At 63.0% G+C, this 16,973-nt stretch carries 14 protein-coding genes; 1 reads left to right on the forward strand and 13 read right to left on the reverse strand.

Annotation, left to right across the window (positions count from 1 at the left end; genetic code table 11):
• Window positions 1-8: 8 nt before the first annotated feature.
• The 7 genes from AC07X9_RS03200 to AC07X9_RS03230 form a co-directional block, all read right to left on the reverse strand.
• Window positions 9-3,152, reverse strand: coding sequence for an amidohydrolase family protein (locus AC07X9_RS03200; RefSeq protein WP_017182519.1), 3,144 nt, complete (start codon window positions 3,150-3,152; stop codon window positions 9-11).
• 2 nt (window positions 3,153-3,154) lie between these two features.
• Entirely contained in the window at window positions 3,155-5,911 is a 2,757-nt protein-coding gene (locus AC07X9_RS03205; RefSeq protein WP_017182518.1) for a TonB-dependent receptor, read from the reverse strand.
• Window positions 5,912-6,175: 264 nt separating this feature from the next.
• Window positions 6,176-6,946 carry a metallophosphoesterase gene (locus tag AC07X9_RS03210; protein WP_017182517.1) on the reverse strand — a complete coding sequence of 257 codons (771 nt, stop codon included), beginning with the start codon at window positions 6,944-6,946 and terminating at the stop codon, window positions 6,176-6,178.
• 21 nt (window positions 6,947-6,967) lie between these two features.
• Window positions 6,968-7,522, reverse strand: coding sequence for a dCTP deaminase (gene dcd / locus AC07X9_RS03215; protein ID WP_017182516.1), 555 nt, complete (start codon window positions 7,520-7,522; stop codon window positions 6,968-6,970).
• Between the two features lie 7 nt (window positions 7,523-7,529).
• Window positions 7,530-7,988: a cytidine deaminase gene (locus AC07X9_RS03220; RefSeq protein WP_017182515.1), complete on the reverse strand. Its 459-nt coding sequence runs from the start codon at window positions 7,986-7,988 to the stop codon at window positions 7,530-7,532.
• The gene (locus tag AC07X9_RS03225; RefSeq protein WP_017182514.1) at window positions 7,985-8,653 is read right to left on the reverse strand and encodes a GH25 family lysozyme; all 669 of its coding nucleotides are present in this window, start codon (window positions 8,651-8,653) and stop codon (window positions 7,985-7,987) included. The genes AC07X9_RS03220 and AC07X9_RS03225 overlap by 4 nt, the downstream gene beginning before the upstream one ends.
• A gap of 29 nt (window positions 8,654-8,682) precedes the next feature.
• Window positions 8,683-9,165, reverse strand: coding sequence for a UPF0262 family protein (locus tag AC07X9_RS03230; protein WP_026002280.1), 483 nt, complete (start codon window positions 9,163-9,165; stop codon window positions 8,683-8,685).
• A 169-nt stretch (window positions 9,166-9,334) separates the two neighbouring features.
• Here AC07X9_RS03230 and AC07X9_RS03235 point away from each other — a divergent pair, with 169 nt between their 5' ends.
• Complete coding sequence (locus tag AC07X9_RS03235) at window positions 9,335-10,822, forward strand: replicative DNA helicase (protein WP_017182512.1); 1,488 nt, start codon at window positions 9,335-9,337, stop codon at window positions 10,820-10,822.
• A gap of 131 nt (window positions 10,823-10,953) precedes the next feature.
• On the opposite strand, the gene AC07X9_RS03240 is transcribed toward AC07X9_RS03235, so the two are convergent.
• The 6 genes from AC07X9_RS03240 to cobA all read right to left on the reverse strand — a co-directional run bounded on the left by AC07X9_RS03240 (window position 10,954) and on the right by cobA (window position 16,940).
• Window positions 10,954-12,750, reverse strand: coding sequence for a DUF885 domain-containing protein (locus AC07X9_RS03240; RefSeq protein ID WP_086485476.1), 1,797 nt, complete (start codon window positions 12,748-12,750; stop codon window positions 10,954-10,956).
• Between the two features lie 111 nt (window positions 12,751-12,861).
• Entirely contained in the window at window positions 12,862-13,647 is a 786-nt protein-coding gene (locus tag AC07X9_RS03245) for a phosphoadenylyl-sulfate reductase (protein ID WP_017182510.1), read from the reverse strand.
• A complete protein-coding gene (locus AC07X9_RS03250; protein WP_017182509.1) occupies window positions 13,640-14,080 on the reverse strand; it encodes a DUF934 domain-containing protein in 441 nt (146 codons plus the stop codon). Before AC07X9_RS03250 ends, AC07X9_RS03245 begins: the two co-directional genes overlap by 8 nt.
• Window positions 14,081-14,199: 119 nt before the next feature.
• Entirely contained in the window at window positions 14,200-15,831 is a 1,632-nt protein-coding gene (locus tag AC07X9_RS03255) for a nitrite/sulfite reductase (RefSeq protein WP_017182508.1), read from the reverse strand.
• A 3-nt stretch (window positions 15,832-15,834) separates the two neighbouring features.
• Window positions 15,835-16,131 (reverse strand): DUF2849 domain-containing protein, encoded by a 297-nt coding sequence (locus tag AC07X9_RS03260; RefSeq protein ID WP_017182507.1) that lies wholly within the window; start codon window positions 16,129-16,131, stop codon window positions 15,835-15,837.
• Window positions 16,128-16,940, reverse strand: a complete 813-nt coding sequence (gene cobA, locus AC07X9_RS03265; protein WP_017182506.1) for a uroporphyrinogen-III C-methyltransferase — start codon at window positions 16,938-16,940, stop codon at window positions 16,128-16,130. The genes AC07X9_RS03260 and cobA overlap by 4 nt, the downstream gene beginning before the upstream one ends.
• Window positions 16,941-16,973: the final 33 nt, after the last annotated feature.

Below are 16,973 nucleotides of genomic sequence, written 5' to 3' on the forward strand. Positions count from 1 at the left end.
CCGCCAGCCTAGACATGCTCCACCGCATGGCCCGCACAACATGCGGCCCGGCTCGATTCCACATATTCGGCATCGTGCCACCAGAAATGCTGGTGGGCGTCGGCCAGCATCGGTAGCACCGGCGTCAGGTCCGCTTGCGGCTTGGCACCCACGAACGGGGCCATCAGAGCATCGGGTGTATGGACCACGCCGTTTGCCACCACCTGCCGGACATTGGCGACGGCGCTGACGTCCCTCAACGGATCACCCTCCACCAGGATCAGGTCCGCCAACATGCCGCGTTCGATCCGGCCGATCTGCTCGTTCAGAAATTCGCCCGACCAGCGCGTCGTCATCATCAGCGCGTCGAACGGAGACACGCCATATTTCACCATGCCCCGCAGGTTGAGGTGCAGGCTGATCGCGGTAAGATCAATCGGCGCGTCGGTGCCGGACAGGGGGTGCCATCCCGCCGCCAGCATCTGCTTGATCTGTGCCACCTGCCGTTCCAGCGAGGCCAGCATCACCGCGCCGCCTTCGCCCGACATGGCCTTGACCCGTCCGGTCAGCTTGGCGAACTCCCAGTCGGGATAGAGGGTGGTGATCCGGGGATCGCGGGTGAAGCTGTCGTCCAGCCCCAGCAGCGCAGTCGCGGCGAACAATGTTGGCGTCCGTCCGGCCCTGGCGGCAGAGAACAGATCATTGACGTCATGATAGCCACCGCCCAGCCCCGTGACGGTGCGCGAATAGCCATAGCGGTTGGTCGCGCCGATATGCTCCATGCAGTCCATGCCGCTGTGAAGCGCGGGATAATGATAGTGGGATGACAAGGGCATCCCCATCCGGTGCGATGCGTCGACCACTTCCTTCTGCGTGTCGTGGCGCAGCCGGACATAGGTTTTGACCATGTCATAATCGAGCAGGCGCGCCCGCTCCAGTTCCAGCGTCATCTGCCCCGGTTCGGTCACTGGCCGCATGAAATTGTAGAAGATGCGCCCGCCATCGATTGCTTCGCCCGTGGCGTAATGGCGCGCGGCGATCCGCTTGCCGCTCTGGATTGCCTCGCGATCCTCGACCATGTGATAGGCCGGACAGCCCGGTGATCGCGTCGCGGTGATACCCATGGCGAGCCAGAGACGCCCCATCCGGTCGCCATAGCCATAGCCCGCCATCTGCCGGTGGGTGTGCATGTCGATAAGGCCCGGCATCAGCGTCAGGTCCGGCGCGTCGATAAAGCGGGCATTGGCGTCGGACGGCGCGCCGCCATCATGCGGCGTGACCGCGGTGATGACGTTGCCGTCGATCACCACGTCGACGCCGCCCTTGTAGGCCGGGGACAGCGCGTCCCAGACTTTGCCAGCCCTGATGACGGTGCGACCCGAAGGCTTGGCATTGGCCCATGTCAGGCGGCAAGGCACGGTCTGCGGCTTGCCGCCTGAGACCGGGACGAGCCGCAATTTTCCGCCGCTCAGATACAGGAGTGACCGGGAATCCCCGCTCCAGCTTGGCGCATCGGCTAGTTCGGTGCTGACCTGGCGCGGCGCGCCGGTGAAGCTGCCGTCCGGTGCGACGGGCGCGACCCAAAGCGTGCTGGCGAAGACGAAGGCCATTGCCTTGCCATCGGGCGACCAGACCGGCCCGTCATGGCCGCGCGTGCCGAGCGACTTGCCGTCGAACACCGGGCGATAGGTGCCTTTGCCGGTCGCCAGATCGATCGACAATATCTGGCTCGCCCCTTCGCGATAGCGGCCCGTCACCGGCTTGAAGGCGGCATAGGCGATGGTCTGGCCATCGGGACCGAAACTGGGCCGCCCCGGTTCCCAGATCGCGTCGAAGCGCTTGCGCACTGTGCCGCTCGCGACTTCGACGGTATGGAGCGCGCCTTCCTGATCCAGAAAGGCAATCAGCTTTCCGTCCTGCGACCAGCTGCCCCAGGCGACGGCCTTGTCCGGGATGTTGGTCAGTTGCCGTTCCTTGCCAGTGCTGACGTCATGCAGCCACAGGTCCAGCGTGCCGCCCCGGTCGCAACTATAGGCGATCGTCCCGCCGTCTGGCGACCAGGCCGGATCGCATTTGTGGAAGGCGTCGCCCACGATGATGCGGGGCGTCCCGCCGACCGGCATTAGATAAAGATCATTGAGCGCGGCAAAGACGATCTGCTTGCCGTCAGGCGACAGCATCGGCGCGGCAATGCCCATGACGGGTTTTGGTGTCGTGGAGGTGAAATCGCGCGCCTTCTTTTTGTAATCGGGCGTCGTTACCGGGATCTCCGCAGTGAAGGGCACGACCGTCGCCTTACCGCCCTGCCACCGCCGCAACTTGCCGCCGGAGCCATAGAGGATCGCACCATCCGCCGTGAAAGCGGGGCGGAAAGGGTAGAGATCTTCGCCCTCGACAACACTCTCGCCGTCCACGACCAGCGTTACCGAGCCGGGCTGGACGCGCGTATAGGCGATACGGCCGTCCGGCGCGAAGGTCGGGGCCATGATCGCCGACGGATTGAAGCGATCGGGGGAGGGGGGCACTGATGCCGCCTCGCTGACCGCGCCGGTTGCCACATCGGCGATAACCAGTTTCGTACCGCCCGCCACATAGGCGATCCGCTGACCATCGGGCGACCAGCACGGTTCGCTGTCATTGCTCGTTCCGCTGGACAGCGGCGTCACCCGACCCGACGCCACATCCAGCAGATAGATGGCGTAGCGCCCGTCCGCCCGATCGCTGGAAAAGGCGATGGTCCGGCCATCGGGCGACCAGCGCGGTTCACGATCGTCCAGCAGCCCGTCCGTATGCTGGCGCATGTCGCTGCCATCGGCCGCGACCGACCAGATGTGGAAATTGCCGCTGCGATAGGATTGGAACGCAATGCGCTTGCCATCGGGCGACCAGTCGGGCTGGGCCAGATCGTCAAAATCGCCGGTCAGCCGTTTCAGCGGTCCGCCAGCGACCGGCATCGTCCACAAGATGCCGAGCAGGTCGAAGGCGATCCGGCTGCCATCGGGCGACAAGGAGAGTGCGACATTGGTGGCGTCCTCTACACGCACCATCGTTTCCTTGCCTGCCCCCGGCGCGCCGTCCGATTGCGCGACCGATGCAACGCTGCCCGCCGCCAGCAAGCCGATCCCACTCGCCGCAATCGCCTCGCGCCGGCTCACGCCCGGTTCGTTCTTCATGCCTAGAACTCCAGATTCAGGCGGCCATAATAAAAGCCCCCGCTAATGCCATAGGGGGCATAGCTGTTGTAGAGAAAGCCGACGAACTGGTTTACCGGCTTCAACTTGTTGGGATAGGTATTCAGCAGATTGTTCGCGCCAACCGAAAGCTTGATCCCCTTGGTCAATTTATACCCGATCTCCAGATCGACGATGACCTTAGGCTTCAATTCTTCGTCCACAAAATCGCGGAAGCAGACAGGGCTCACGACATTGACTGCGCACGCGGTAAAGTCGGCCGTGTGAAAGGCGGTGGCATTCGCGCGCTGCGTGATCTTGCCAAAGCGCGTGGCACGCAGGTTCATGTTGAAATCATCCTTTTCCCAAAGGACGTTGGCGATGAACTTGTTGCGTGGAGTGCCCTCGGTCAGGTCGCCCTGCTTGGTTCGGCCGATCAGCGCCAGGCCGGATGCGGCAATCGGTCCGGGGACAGGATCGATATGGGTGAAAATGGTCTTGTTGAAATTGGCCGACAGGCTGATCGTCGCCAGGCCCATGTCACCAAGCCCCGCCCGATAGGTACCGACAATGTCCAGGCCGCGCGTCCGCGTGTCGGCGGCGTTGGAGAAGATCAGGCCACCGGCAATCCCGTAAATGCCGGCCGCTTCCAGCGCATTGATGACTACCGGGCCGCTCAGCGTTTCGCTCAGCAGGATGCGGTCCTTGATCTTGATCTGATAGGCATCGACCGTGATGTTCAGGTTCGGCGCTGGCGTCAGCACGATGCCCGCAGAGAAGTTGACGGACTTTTCAGGCTTGAGCGGCACCGCGCCCAAAGCCTTGGCCGCCGCACCCTCGACCGGCAATGCCTGCACCGGCAACAGGACGCTGACGCCGTTCTGGATCACGCCGATGGTGGAGGATGACGCGTAATGCTGCTGTTGCAGGGTGGGTGCGCGAAAGCCGGTGCTGGCCGTGCCACGGATGGCGAAGCCGCGCATCGGTTCGATGCGCAGTGACGCCTTGCCGGTGTCGGTGGTGCCAAAGTCGGTATAATCCTCGTGCCGCCCGGCGAGGCCGAATTCCAGCCCTTCGACGATCGTGCCTTCCAGGTTGAGATAGGCGCTCCAGTTGCTGCGGCTCCAGCTTCCCGTGCCTTCGGGAACGAAACCCGTCACGCCCTGCGCGCCGACGCCGGTGCGTTGCCGACCTGCGAGCCAGGCACCCGGCGGCGACACATATTTGCCGTCGATATAGGATTCCGGATCGCCAGCGCCGATCATGAACTTGTTTTTCTTATATTCCGCCCCGACCGCGACAGACAGCGGCCCGGCCAGGCCGACATCCAGTTCCTTGCTGAAATCCAGATTGTTGGTCCATTCGTCGAACCGGATCTTGCCCAGATAAAAGTTCGTCGGACTTGCCGTGCCCATGGACGGGTTGAGCGACGTCGTCTGCTTATACTTCACCTCATTCTGCGAATAGGTGGAACTCAGGTCGAAATGCACGCCGCCGCCGATTTCCCCGCGCACGCCCAGCGCATATTGGAAATCCTCGTCATAGACATGGATGCGCGGGATATAGCCTTCGGGATAGATTTCGATGATATTGTTGAGCGCGGCGGGCGTGCGGTAGGTCAGCCAGCCTGCGGCGTGGCGCTTGGAATAGGTGCCAAAGCTGTAGGCTTCCACGCTGCCACCGATCGGCAGCATGGCGTCATAGCTGACATTGCCGCCGATGACTTCGGGCTGGCCGGCCTTGCCGCGGTAGCGGTCGAGGGCAGGATTGTCGTTCCGCGGATCGCCGGTGGGATAATAGGTGCCAGCGATCGGCGAGCCCTTCACGATCGTCCCGGCCTGTAGGACGCCATCCGCCGCAAGGTGAATATAGCCGCCGTCCGGGCCGATCGCGAAGCCGTTGTCCAACTGCCAACGCCCCTGTTCGCCGCCATTGTCCATCGTGGTGCCCAGCGTCAGCGCCGCACCCCCGGCCGTATCGTTTTTAAGGATGATGTTGACCACACCGGCAATGGCGTCAGAACCATATTGCGCCGATGCGCCATCGCGCAGCACCTCGATCCGCTGGATCGCATTGCCGGGGATCAGGTCCAGGTCCGGCGGCGACTGGCCATTCTGCACTGACCCGTTGATGAACAATGTCGCCGAATTATGCCGCCTTTTGCCGTTCACCAGTACCAGCAACTGGTCCCCGCCAAGGCCGCGCAGCGACAGGGTACGCACCGCCCAACTGGCGCCCGCACCATTGTTCGACACGTTGATGGACGGAACCAGTGTCCCCAGCAGGTCGCGAACCGACTGTTTGCCGCTCGCTTCCAGATCCTTGGCGCCCAGAACGTCGATCGGCGCCAGGCTGTCGGCGACAGTGCGGTTGGTCGCGCGCGTGCCGGTGACGATGATCGGCGTTGAATCCTCGATCGGTTCGGGGGCGGGGGCGAGCGCGGCCGGGGCGACGCTGCCCGCTGTCCCAGCCTGCGCGAACTGGAGCGAGAGCGGACTGCGCCGCGCCGCGCTGCGATTGGCCGGGGCAGCCAGCGCGATCACGCCTGCGCCCGCCTGTTCCATTTTCAGGTCAGTGCCCGCCAGCAGACGCCCCAGCGCCTCCTGCGTCGACAGCCAGCCCTGGATGCGGCGACTGCGGATCGCGGCCACCTCGTCATAGGGGAACAGGATACGCACGCCCGATTGCGTGGAAAGCTGGCGCAGCGCGCTGCTGAGCGGCTGGACATGAATGTCGAACTTGTGACGCTGAGTGAGCGCCAAGTCCTGTTTTGCAGCTGCGAAGGCTTGAGATGAAGGCACGAGGCATGAGGCCAGGCAAAGCCCGGTTAACGCATGAATAGCACGCATGATCTGTTCCCCTGGATGGCAGCATCTGGGCCGCTCTGTCTTTTAGAAACGAAGCAAAGGTAGCAATCCGCTATGGATTTTCCTGGCCGCGAATCGGCGCCCGACTTTCAACAGCTTATGGCCGCCAACGCAGTATCATCGGCATGCTGCGACGCAAAAAATAACGAGTGAAGCCAGTCAGTCGTTGGTCTGGAGAAACCAGCGCTCCGTACCTTGCAGGCCGATCGCCGTCAGTCGCCCCGAATAATAGGCGCCCGTGTCGATGCCGATCCGGTTGGGGTGAAGATCGACATCGTCAGTAATACTATGGCCATGCACGACCATCTTGGGATGTGCGCCTTCATGATCCAGAAATTCGCGTCTTATCCAGCGCAGATCGGCCCCGTTCTGCGCGTCGATCGCCACGCCCGGCCGGATACCGGCATGAACGAACAGATAATCGTCCATTTCGACCTGATCGGGCAGGACGTCGAGAAAATCGACATGCTCACGCGGAACATTGTTCAGCATCCATGCCACGACCTCTTCATCGGTCATGACGCCGAACAATAATGGGTCAAGCCCGTAACTGGCCAGAGTCGCCGCACCCTCCATCCGGCGGAAAACAGGCACCGCCCGGACTTCGCCTCGCGCCGCCAGGACGAAAATCTCCTCATGATTGCCTTTCAGGCAGCGCACGTCGCCGCCTGAAGCGACCATGGCCATCACCCGGTCGATCACCTGCCGGGATGATGGGCCGCGATCGACCAGATCGCCCAGCAGGATGATGTGCGGGGGCATCGCGCCCCGTTGGGCGTCATCCTGCGCAATCAATATAAGCAGCGCGTCGAGCAGGCTGGCGCGGCCATGCACATCGCCAATCGCGTAAACGCGGCGGTCGCCTATGCTCGGCGGGGGCAACGCCTCAGTCGGCGTTCCGCGTGCCAGCCATGTCCGCAACCATTTCATGAGCCATAGTCTGGCACGTCGTCACAGGCGGGGCAACGTCACGCCCTGCTGCCCCATATATTTACCTGCCCGGTCGGCATAGCTGACCTCGCACGGTTCATTGCCCTTCAGGAACAGGAACTGGCATGCGCCTTCATTGGCGTAGATCTTGGCGGGCAGGGGCGTCGTGTTGGAAAATTCCAGCGTAACATGCCCCTCCCAGCCCGGTTCCAGCGGGGTGACGTTGACGATGATGCCGCAGCGGGCATAGGTCGATTTGCCCAGGCAAATCACCAGCACGTCGCGCGGTACGCGGAAATATTCGACCGTGCGGGCCAGCGCGAAGCTGTTGGGCGGGATGATGCAGCAGTCGGTCTTGCGATCGACAAAGCTGTTGGTGTCGAAATTCTTCGGATCGACGATGGTGCTGTCGATATTGGTGAAAATCTTGAACTCGTCCGCCACCCGCGCGTCATAGCCATAGGATGACAGGCCATAGCTGATGCAATTGTCGCGCCGCTGGCTCTCCACGAACGGCTCGATCATGGCGTTGCTCAGTGCCTGCTCGCGAATCCATTTATCCGACAATATCGACATGGGCAGTTCAGTTCTTCCTGACAGGAGTGATGCCAAGGTCCGCCGGACCAAAGGCATGGGGCAGCAATGCCGCGACGCTATGTTCGACTATCTGTCCGCCATCGGGCGTCGCGCAATAGATGGCCAGCGGGCGTCCGGCCATCTGTTCGGCTTCGTTCATGACCTGGCGGCAGCGTCCGCATGGGGTGACGATCGCCTGGCCAGCGCCATCCATGGCGCCACCAACCACGGCGATGGCGGCGACACCGGCGAAGCGGCCCTGCGCATTGACCGTCGCCAGTGCGACCGTTTCGGCGCACAGCGACAGGCCATAGCTTGCATTTTCGAAATTGCAGCCGGTGACGATGCTGCCATCGGTCAGCCGCACCGCAGCGCCCACGGCAAAGCGGCTATAGGGTGCATGAGCGTTGGCCATCGCCGCGCGCGCAGCCGCCACCAGTTCCGCAATTTCCGCCTCGCGCGTCATGGCGCCACCACATCCCATCTGACCGGACCGTCGATCCCGTCGATATGCCGCATGTCGCTGGCTGTCCACATCACCCAGCGCCTGGTGGCGTAATCGGGCGGGAAGAAATTGCCGTCCAGCCACAGCGTGCGGTTGATGCCAGAACCGATGTCATAGCTTTTGTCGAAATCCTCGGTCACGTTGAGCAGCACCGTCTTGCCCGCATGGCTTTCGACCAGATTGACCAGCGTATTGAGTTCCGACAGCAATAGGTCGCGCCCCGGCCGCGCGGTGCAGCTAGGGTCGAACGCCAGGCGGATAACCGGGGGCAGGGCGGCATTGTCGCGCGGCACCGTGGTCATGAAGCGGGTCGCCTGATCGCTGGCCAGCCGACACAGGCTGAATTCCAGCATCGCGCCATAACGCATCCCGGCGGTGCGCGCGCCGCGCCAGTTGACGGCAAAGTCCGGGTCGCGCCAGTCTGCGCCCTTGGCCGCGCGGATATAGGCGAAATCCGCCCCCTGCGCCGCCAGCGTCCCCCAGTCGATCGGGCCATTGTCGGAACTGACTGTCAGCCCCTGCACGGGATAATCGTCCCGGCTCGGCGCCCAGTTGCGCGCATAGAAGAACAGCGCCAGCGCCAGCACGGCGACCAGCGTGAGCGCCAGCGCGACACGGACCAGCAATCCCCCCAGAGTCAGTCGCCCGATTGTCCCTACCCCTTGATATGCAGCACGCAGATCAGCGTGAACAAGCGACGCGCCGTATCGAAATCGACCTCGATCTTGCCCTCCAGCCGCTCACGCAGCATTTCCGCCGCGTCATTGTGAATGCCGCGCCGGGCCATGTCGACCGTTTCGATCTGCGCGGGCGAGGCATTGCTGATCGCCTGATAATAGCTGTCGCATATGGCGAAATATTCGCGAATCGGTCGCCGGAACCGGCCCAGCCCCAGGATGACGGCTTCGAGCGGGCTGTCATCGTCGCGGTTGATCTCTATCACCAACCGGCCTTCCTCGACCCGCAGCACGACCTTGTAAGGCCCGGCATAGCCGTCGGGATGCACGCGCTGGGGCGCGAACATATTATCCTCCAGCAGGTCGAAGATCGCGATGCGCCGTTCCTGTTCGACGTCGGCATTGCGCCACAGGATCGTCCGCTCGTCGAGCTTGATGTCTATGATGCGCGGGTCGGCCATATTGCGATCAGCCTCAGTGCGGCGACGGCCCGCGAAATGCAAGCAGGACTTGGCGATCATGCGCAAATGCGCGGCGGCCATCGCAGGGGCGGGCACTTATCCACAGCTAGCCATCGTCGTTTCAACCTTGGGCCTTGCACGCGGGCGGCGGGGGGAGGAATAGAGGGGCATGGTCGAACTCGTAAAAATGAACAATGCCGCCGAAACCGGCGCGCCTGAACTCCCCCGCAATGTGGAGGCGGAAGCAGCCCTGCTCGGCGCGCTGATGATCGACAACCGGCTGGCGGAGGATGTTCAGCTCAAGATCAAGGCCGAGCATTTTTTCGAGCCGATGCATGGCCGCATCTATGACGCGATCATGAAGCTGCTGGACCGCGACATGGTCGCCAATCCAGTGACGCTCAAACCCATGCTGGATCAAGACCCGGCGCTCAGGGAACTGGGCGGGGCGGGCTATCTGGCGCAGCTGACCGGCAATGGCGCTGCGCTGATCGGCGCGCGCGATTTCGCGTCGCAGATCTACGACCTGGCCCTGCTGCGACAGCTTGTCAGCGTTGGCCGGGAACTGGTTGAAAATGCAATGGATACGAGCGAGGATGTCAATCCCCGCGAACAGATAGAGGCGGCCGAAGTCGCGCTCTATAAAGTATCCGAAGGGGAAGGTGAGGGCGGATCGGTCAAGAGCTTTCTGGCCGCCTCTACCGCCGCCGTGCAGGTTGCCGAACGCGCGCTCAACAGTGGCGGCCATGTGTCGGGCATCACGACCGGCATCAACAGCCTGAACGCGAAAATCGGTGGTCTGCACAATTCGGACTTGATGATCCTGGCCGGTCGCCCTGGCATGGGCAAGACCTCGCTCGCCACCAACATTGCCTATAATGCCGCGTCCCGCTGGCTGCGCGACAATGCGGACGGCATCCCGCCCGAAAAGAATATGGGGGCCAAGACTGCCTTCTTCTCGCTCGAAATGTCCGCCGATCAGCTGGCGACCCGCGTGCTGGCGGAGCAATCGGGGATCAGCGGCGAAGCGCTGCGCATGGGCAAGATCAGCCGCGCCGATTTCCAGAACCTGTCCCGCGCCGCGCGGGAATTGCAGGAACTGCCTTTGTTCATCGACGATACGCCGGGCCTGACCATCGCGGCCCTGCGCACCCGCGCGCGCCGGTTGAAACGCCGCCACGATGTCGGCTTCATCGTCGTCGATTATCTTCAGCTGTTGCAGGGCACGGGGCGCGGCAACGAGAATCGCGTCAACGAAATTTCCGAAATTTCCCGTGGTCTCAAGACCTTGGCGAAGGAACTTCATGTGCCGGTGCTGGCCCTGTCGCAGCTCAGCCGCGCGGTCGAACAGCGCGAGGACAAGCGGCCGCAACTGTCCGACCTGCGCGAATCCGGCTCGATCGAGCAGGACGCGGACATGGTCTGGTTCGTGTTCCGCGAAGATTATTATGAAGCGGCCAAGGAACCCAAGGTCGAGGATGAAGCGGCCTATGCTGTCTGGCGTGAGAATATGGACCGCATCTACGGCCTGGCCGAAGTCATCGTCGCCAAGCAGCGCCACGGTTCGACCGGCCGCATCCGCATGAAGTTCGACGCGCGCATCACACGCTTTTCCGACATCGCTGACGATAGCTATCAGGATCTGGACTACGAATAATTCCTCCCCGGCACGGGGAGGGGGACCGTTTGCGTAGCAAATGGTGGAGGGGTGTCGCCCTATCGTTGGGGTGACACCCCTCCGTCTGACCTTTGGTCAGCCACCTCCCCTTGCAGGGGAGGATTTAGAAGTTATCCCATCTTCGCCCGCGCCGCGACGCGCGCTTCCAGCATCGACAGCGGCATCGCACCTTCCTCAAGGATGGCGTGGAACTGCTTGATATCGAAGCGGTCGCCCATGGCCGCCTGCGCCGCGGCGCGCGCTTTGGTCCATACGCCATGACCAACCTTGTAGCTGGTTGCCTGGCCCTGCTGCGTGCAATAACGTTCGACCTCTCGCTGGCAACGCGCCTGGGTGAAGCCTGTCTTTTCAACCATATAGGCGGTGGCCTTTTCACGGCTCCATTGCTTCGAATGAATGCCGGTGTCGACCACCAGCCGCGCTGCGCGGAACAGGAAGGATTGCAGATAGCCCGCCCGGTCGAGCGGGGTGGCGTAGCCTTTCAACTCGTCCGACAATTGCTCGGCATAGAGCGCCCAGCCTTCGCTATAGGCGCTCATGAAGGCGGTCTTGCGCAGCATGGGAATGTCGCCTGCCGTCTGCGCGGTCGAAATCTGCAGGTGATGCCCCGGCACCCCTTCATGATAGTTGAGCGCGGGCAGCGTATATTTGGGCCAGTCACCAATCGCCTTCAGATTGATGAAGAAGATGGCCGGGCGTGACCCGTCCAGCGCCGCGCGGTTATAATAGCCGTTCGATGCGCCATCCTGAATTTCGACCGGCACTGCGCGGATTTCCAGCGGCGTGTCGGGGATCGTGGCAAAGGCCTGCGGCAATTTCGCCTGCATCAGCTTGGCTTCGGCATTGAGTGCGGCGATCAGGTCGCTGCGCCCCTGCGCGGTATCGGGATAGAGCTGCGACGGGTCGGCATTGAGCGCGGCCAGCCGCTCGCCGACGCTTCCCTTGCTATAGCCCGCACCTTGCAGGATCGTGTCAAGCTGCGCGCTGATGTCGGCCACCTGTTCGACGCCCATGGCGTGAATCTCCGCCGCCGACAGGTCGGTCGTGGTCGCGCTCTTTAAGGCGGCGGCATAAATCTCCTCGCCGCGCGGGGTGCGCCATACCCCGTCGCCGGCCGCCGTCCTGGGCCGCAGCCCCTCGATCATCGCAATCTGTGCGTCGAGCGCGGGGTAGATGCTCTTTTCCACGGTCGCCGCCGCCGGGCCCTGCCAGTCGCCGCTGATGCCCTTCGCCGCCGCGCGCTTGACCAGCGACTGGACCAGGCTGCTGCTCGCGGCAGGCTGGTCGCGCAGTTTCTTCATCTGCACCAGCGTCAGGTCGAGCGACCAGCCAGGCGCCAGATAGCCGCGTGCCGCCTCGTCCCTTTGCATCGCGCTGTCGGTACGCAGGTTGCGGGCAAAGGCCTCCAGCCGCGCCAGATAGGCGTCGCAATCGGCGGCTGCATTGATGGTGTGGGCCGTGTTCAGGAAATCGGGCGTCGAAAAATAGCTGCCGCCCTGCTGAAAGATGCGATAGGGGCGCACCGCGCTATTGAGGCCGAAGGTCGCGGGAGCAACCGTCTGCTGCCCCAGCGAATAGAGGATCACGTCCAGGTTAAGCTGCTGCGGGGCGGACAGATTGGCTGTTTTGAACCCCTCCAGTTCCTTGATCGCCGCCTGCGTCATCGCCAGCCGCTTCATCATCGCCGACTTGCTATTGTCGTCCAACTGGCTCTTCGCCCCGGCCCGCGCGCCCTTGTCCAGCCCCAGGCTGGTCACGAAGGCAGGCGACAGGTCCAGTTGCCGATCGAAAATGGCAGTGAAAGCCGCCGATAGCCGCGCATCGTCGCTGCCTTGCGCAAGGGCGCGGGGGGCAGCGACAGCAATGGCGACGGCGCCGGAGGAGAGCAGAAAATCACGACGGTCCATAGCAGAGGCTCCCTTATCTTTGAATAGGGGAGACTCTTAAGCCGCAGATGCGATCCCTCCAGAGGCTTGTAATAAAGTTACGCAGCCACAATGGAAGATTACGCAGCGCCGTCAGAATACCGGCATATTGGCGGGGTCTTCCGGGTCCACCACTGGGATCGGCGTGACGGGCGAGTGGATCCCGCATTCCACCTTGTCCCATCCACGCCAGCGCCCCGCGCGCGGATCTTCACCCGGCAGTACCTTCGACGTGCAGGGTTCGCAGCCGATCGACAGATAGCCTTGGGCCTCCAGAGGGTGGCGGGGCAGGGCATGTTCGGCGAAATAGGCCTCCAGATCATCCTTGGTCCAGTCGCCCAGCGGATTGATCTTGAGCCGCCCGTCCTCGACCTCGAAGCGGGGCAGGTTCTGCCGTGTCACCGACTGGAACGCCTTGCGCCCGGAAATCCAGGCGTCCAGCCCATCCTTGGCGCGCTTCAACGGCTCCACCTTGCGGATGTCGCAGCAGCCATCGGGATCATAGGACCAGCGCAGGCCGGTCTCGTCCTTCTTCGCGATCACATCGGCAATCGGCGTTACCGTGCGGCTGTCGGTAAAACCGAAAGCGTCGATCAGCGTGTCGCGATAGGCCAGGGTTTCGGCAAACATCTTGAGCGTATCGACGAAAATGACCGGCACGCTCTTGTCCGCCTCCGCCACCAGATGCAGCAGCACTGCGCTTTCGGTGCCAAAGGAGGAAACGACCGCGACATTGCCCGCCAGCCCTTCGGCAAAGACGGATTTGAGCATGTCCAGCGTACCCACACCCTCAAACCGTGCATTGAGCGCGTCCGCATCGGCCTGCGTAAAGGCGGGGCGGGCGTCGATGATGTCGAGCGTGCGGGCGGCTTCAGCCATTGTGTGTCTCCGGGTGCCGCTTTGCCCAAATGGGCGTGCGGCCATCGATCGCCTTTTGATAGACGTCGTCATAGCGGTTGAGGGCGCGATCGACGGCGGCATCGTCCAGCGCCTTGGCGGGATGAAAGCTGTCAAAGCCGCAGCGGCGCATGGCGACGATCTGGTCGACCAGCACATCGCCTACCGCGCGCAATTCGCCGGTATAGCCCGCTTCGCGCAGGATACGCGCCGCCGAATAGCCGCGTCCGTCGCCAAAACCGGGGAAATTGACCTCGACCAGCGAAAGGCGGTCCAGATGCGGCAGCAATTCGCGCGCATCCTCGCCCGGTTCGATGCGGACGGCGGTGGCGTTGGACTGGCCGGTGAAGGATTCCACCGTCACGGCGGGTTCCTGCGTGGACTCGCCGTCGCGGAAGGAGAGAAATTCAACCATCTTACAATTTCCGTTCGGGCTGAGCGAAGTCGAAGCCTTTGCCAGAGCGAAGCGAAGGCGCTTCACTACGTTCAGCGGAACCCTTCGACAGGCTCAGGGCGAACGTCTGTTGTGTATAATCAACCATAGATCGCCTCCTTGAAGGGCTTCATGCCGATGCGGCGATAGGTGTCGAGGAAGCGTTCGCCGCTTTCCCGCTCGGCCAGATAGATGTCGGTGACCTTCTCGATCGCATCGACCACGCCGTCCTCGGAAAAGCCCGGCCCGGTGATCTGGCCCAGTGACGCATCCTCCGCGCCCGATCCGCCCAGCAGCAACTGGAAATTTTCCACGCCCCTGCGGTCCACGCCCAAAATGCCGATATGCCCGGCATGATGATGGCCGCAGGCATTGATGCAGCCGGAAATTTTGAGCTTCAATTCGCCAATCTCCGCCTGCCGATCCGCAGCGGCGAAGCGGGACGCGATCTTCTGTGCCAGGGGAATCGACCGCGCATTGGCCAGCGCGCAATAGTCCAGGCCAGGGCAGGCGATGATGTCGGTGATCAGGTCCAGATTGGCCTCTGCCAGGCCCGCCGCGACCAGCTTCTGCCAGATGGCACGCAGGTCCGCCTTCCTCACATGCGGCAGCACCAGATTCTGCGCATGGGTTACGCGCAGTTCATCGAAGGAATATGTCTCGGCCAGATCGGCGACCAGCGCCATCTGCTTCGCCGACGCATCGCCGGGGATGCCGTCAATCGGCTTCAGGCTGATGTTGACGATGGCATAGCCGGGCGCCTTGTGCGCCGCGACCTGCCGGTCGACCCACAGCGCGAAAGCCCGGTCGCTCCGGTCGATCTCGTCGGACAGGCCGCTTTCATAAGCGGGCGCGGCGAAGAAGTCGCGGATGCGCGCCAGTTCCTCGACCGGCGGATTGAGGCCCAACGCACGCATATGCGCAAATTCTTCCTCGACCTGCCGCTTATACTCTTCGACGCCGATTTCATGGACCAGGATCTTGATCCGCGCCTTGTACTTGTTGTCGCGGCGACCATAGCGATTATAGACGCGCAGGCAGGCTTCCAGATAAGAAATAATCTCATCTTCGGCCACGAAGTCCCTGATAAGCGGGGCAACCATTGGCGTGCGCCCCATGCCGCCGCCGGCATAGACTTCCGCGCCGACCACACCATCGCGCTCGACCAGTTTCAGCCCGATGTCATGCAGCCGCATCGCCGCGCGATCATCGTCCGACGCGATCACCGCAATCTTGAACTTGCGCGGCAGATAGGTGAATTCCGGGTGGAAGCTGGACCATTGGCGCAGCAGTTCGGCCCAAGGGCGGGGGTCCGCGACTTCATCGGCGGAAACGCCCGCATATTGATCGGAACTGATATTGCGGATGCAATTGCCGCTGGTCTGGATGGCGTGCATCTCCACCGTCGCCAGTTCGGCAAGGATGTCCGGCGCATCGGCCAGCTTGATCCAGTTATATTGCAGATTCTGGCGCGTGGTGAAGTGGCCGTAGCCCTTGTCATATTTGCCAGCAATCTCGCCCAGCTTGCGCATCTGCTTGCCCGACAGCGTGCCATAGGGGATGGCGACGCGCAGCATATAGGCGTGCAGCTGGAGATAGAGGCCGTTCATCAACCGAAGCGGCTTGAACTGATCCTCGGTCAGCGCGCCGGTCAGGCGGCGCTGGGTCTGGTCGCGAAATTCCTCGACGCGGGCGTCGACGATGGCCTGGTCATAGCTGTCATAACGATACATGGTTCAGATCACCCACTTGCCGATGTCGGCTTCGGTTGGTTGTTCGACAAGGTCGGGGCGCACGGTCGGTCCGAACGCGCGGATGCGGTCCTTGATATGCGCCGGGCGGACGCCATCCTCGTCACGCGTCGCATCGATCACATAGGCGCCCACGACGCGCAGAGCGGCCTCTTCCGCGCGCGCCAGTTCATCGCCATGCGTCCCGACATCGGTCGCATCGCTCACCTGCCGTGACCAGCCGTCGCCAGCCCACCAGATGACATCGCCCGACGCCAGATCATTACCCGTCAAAATCTTCACGAACGCGTCTCCGCCCCATATTCCTGTCTTTGCGCCCACCCCGCCAGCACATCGCGTGCCAGCGCATAGCGCGCCACTTCACCCACGACGATCAGCGCCGGGCTGACCACCGCTTCACGTTTCACCATGTCGCCAAGGTCGGCGAGCAAGGTGCGCAGCGTGCGCATGTCTGCGCGCGTGCCATTTTCCAGCACTGCGACCGGCAAAGCCGGTGACACGCCATCGGCGATCAGCTTGTCGGCGATCTGCGCCGCGGTCGCCACGCCCATATAGATGACGAGCGTGCGGCCCTTGCCCGCCAGCCCGGACCAGTCCTGATCGCTCAGTCCCTTGCACTGGCCCGCCACGAAACTCACTGCGCTGGATGCATCGCGATGGGTCAGCGGCAGTTGCGCCTGCGCCGCGCTGCCGATCGCGGCGCTGACGCCCGGTACGATTTCCACCGGCACACCTGCCGCGCGGCATGCTTCCAATTCCTCGCCACCGCGCCCGAAGATGAACGGGTCGCCGCCTTTCAACCGGACGACGCTTTCGCCCGCCAGCGCAGAACGCACCAGCAGCGCGTTGATCGCATCCTGCGGCATCGAATGGCGACTGCGCTGCTTGGCGACGCTGATCAGTTCCGCGTCAGGCGACGTCAGCGCCAGAATCTCGTCCGACACCAGCCCGTCATGTACGATCAGTCGCGCGTCGCGGATCAGCCGCACCGCCTTGATCGTCAGCAGTTCCGGGTCGCCCGGTCCCGCGCCGACCAGATGGACGGTGGCGGGGGTGGCAGGATCGGATGGTTGGTCAGCCATGGTCGCCATGTGGACAAGGCGCAGGCGAAGTTCAATTCAGAA

This window comes from Sphingobium sp. GW456-12-10-14-TSB1 (assembly GCF_059424385.1).

Bases quoted from the DNA above. Each gene is read 5' to 3' on its own strand.
- AC07X9_RS03200 (WP_017182519.1), bottom strand. From the start codon at position 3,152: ATGAAGAACGAACCGGGCGTGAGCCGGCGCGAGGCGATTGCGGCGAGT.
- AC07X9_RS03210 (WP_017182517.1), bottom strand. From the start codon at position 6,946: ATGAAATGGTTGCGGACATGGCTGGCACGCGGAACGCCGACTGAGGCG.
- dcd (WP_017182516.1), bottom strand. From the start codon at position 7,522: ATGTCGATATTGTCGGATAAATGGATTCGCGAGCAGGCACTGAGCAAC.
- AC07X9_RS03220 (WP_017182515.1), bottom strand. From the start codon at position 7,988: ATGACGCGCGAGGCGGAAATTGCGGAACTGGTGGCGGCTGCGCGCGCG.
- AC07X9_RS03230 (WP_026002280.1), bottom strand. From the start codon at position 9,165: ATGGCCGACCCGCGCATCATAGACATCAAGCTCGACGAGCGGACGATC.
- AC07X9_RS03235 (WP_017182512.1), top strand. From the start codon at position 9,335: ATGGTCGAACTCGTAAAAATGAACAATGCCGCCGAAACCGGCGCGCCT.
- AC07X9_RS03240 (WP_086485476.1), bottom strand. From the start codon at position 12,750: ATGGACCGTCGTGATTTTCTGCTCTCCTCCGGCGCCGTCGCCATTGCT.
- AC07X9_RS03245 (WP_017182510.1), bottom strand. From the start codon at position 13,647: ATGGCTGAAGCCGCCCGCACGCTCGACATCATCGACGCCCGCCCCGCC.
- AC07X9_RS03250 (WP_017182509.1), bottom strand. From the start codon at position 14,080: ATGGTTGAATTTCTCTCCTTCCGCGACGGCGAGTCCACGCAGGAACCC.
- AC07X9_RS03255 (WP_017182508.1), bottom strand. From the start codon at position 15,831: ATGTATCGTTATGACAGCTATGACCAGGCCATCGTCGACGCCCGCGTC.
- cobA (WP_017182506.1), bottom strand. From the start codon at position 16,940: ATGGCGACCATGGCTGACCAACCATCCGATCCTGCCACCCCCGCCACC.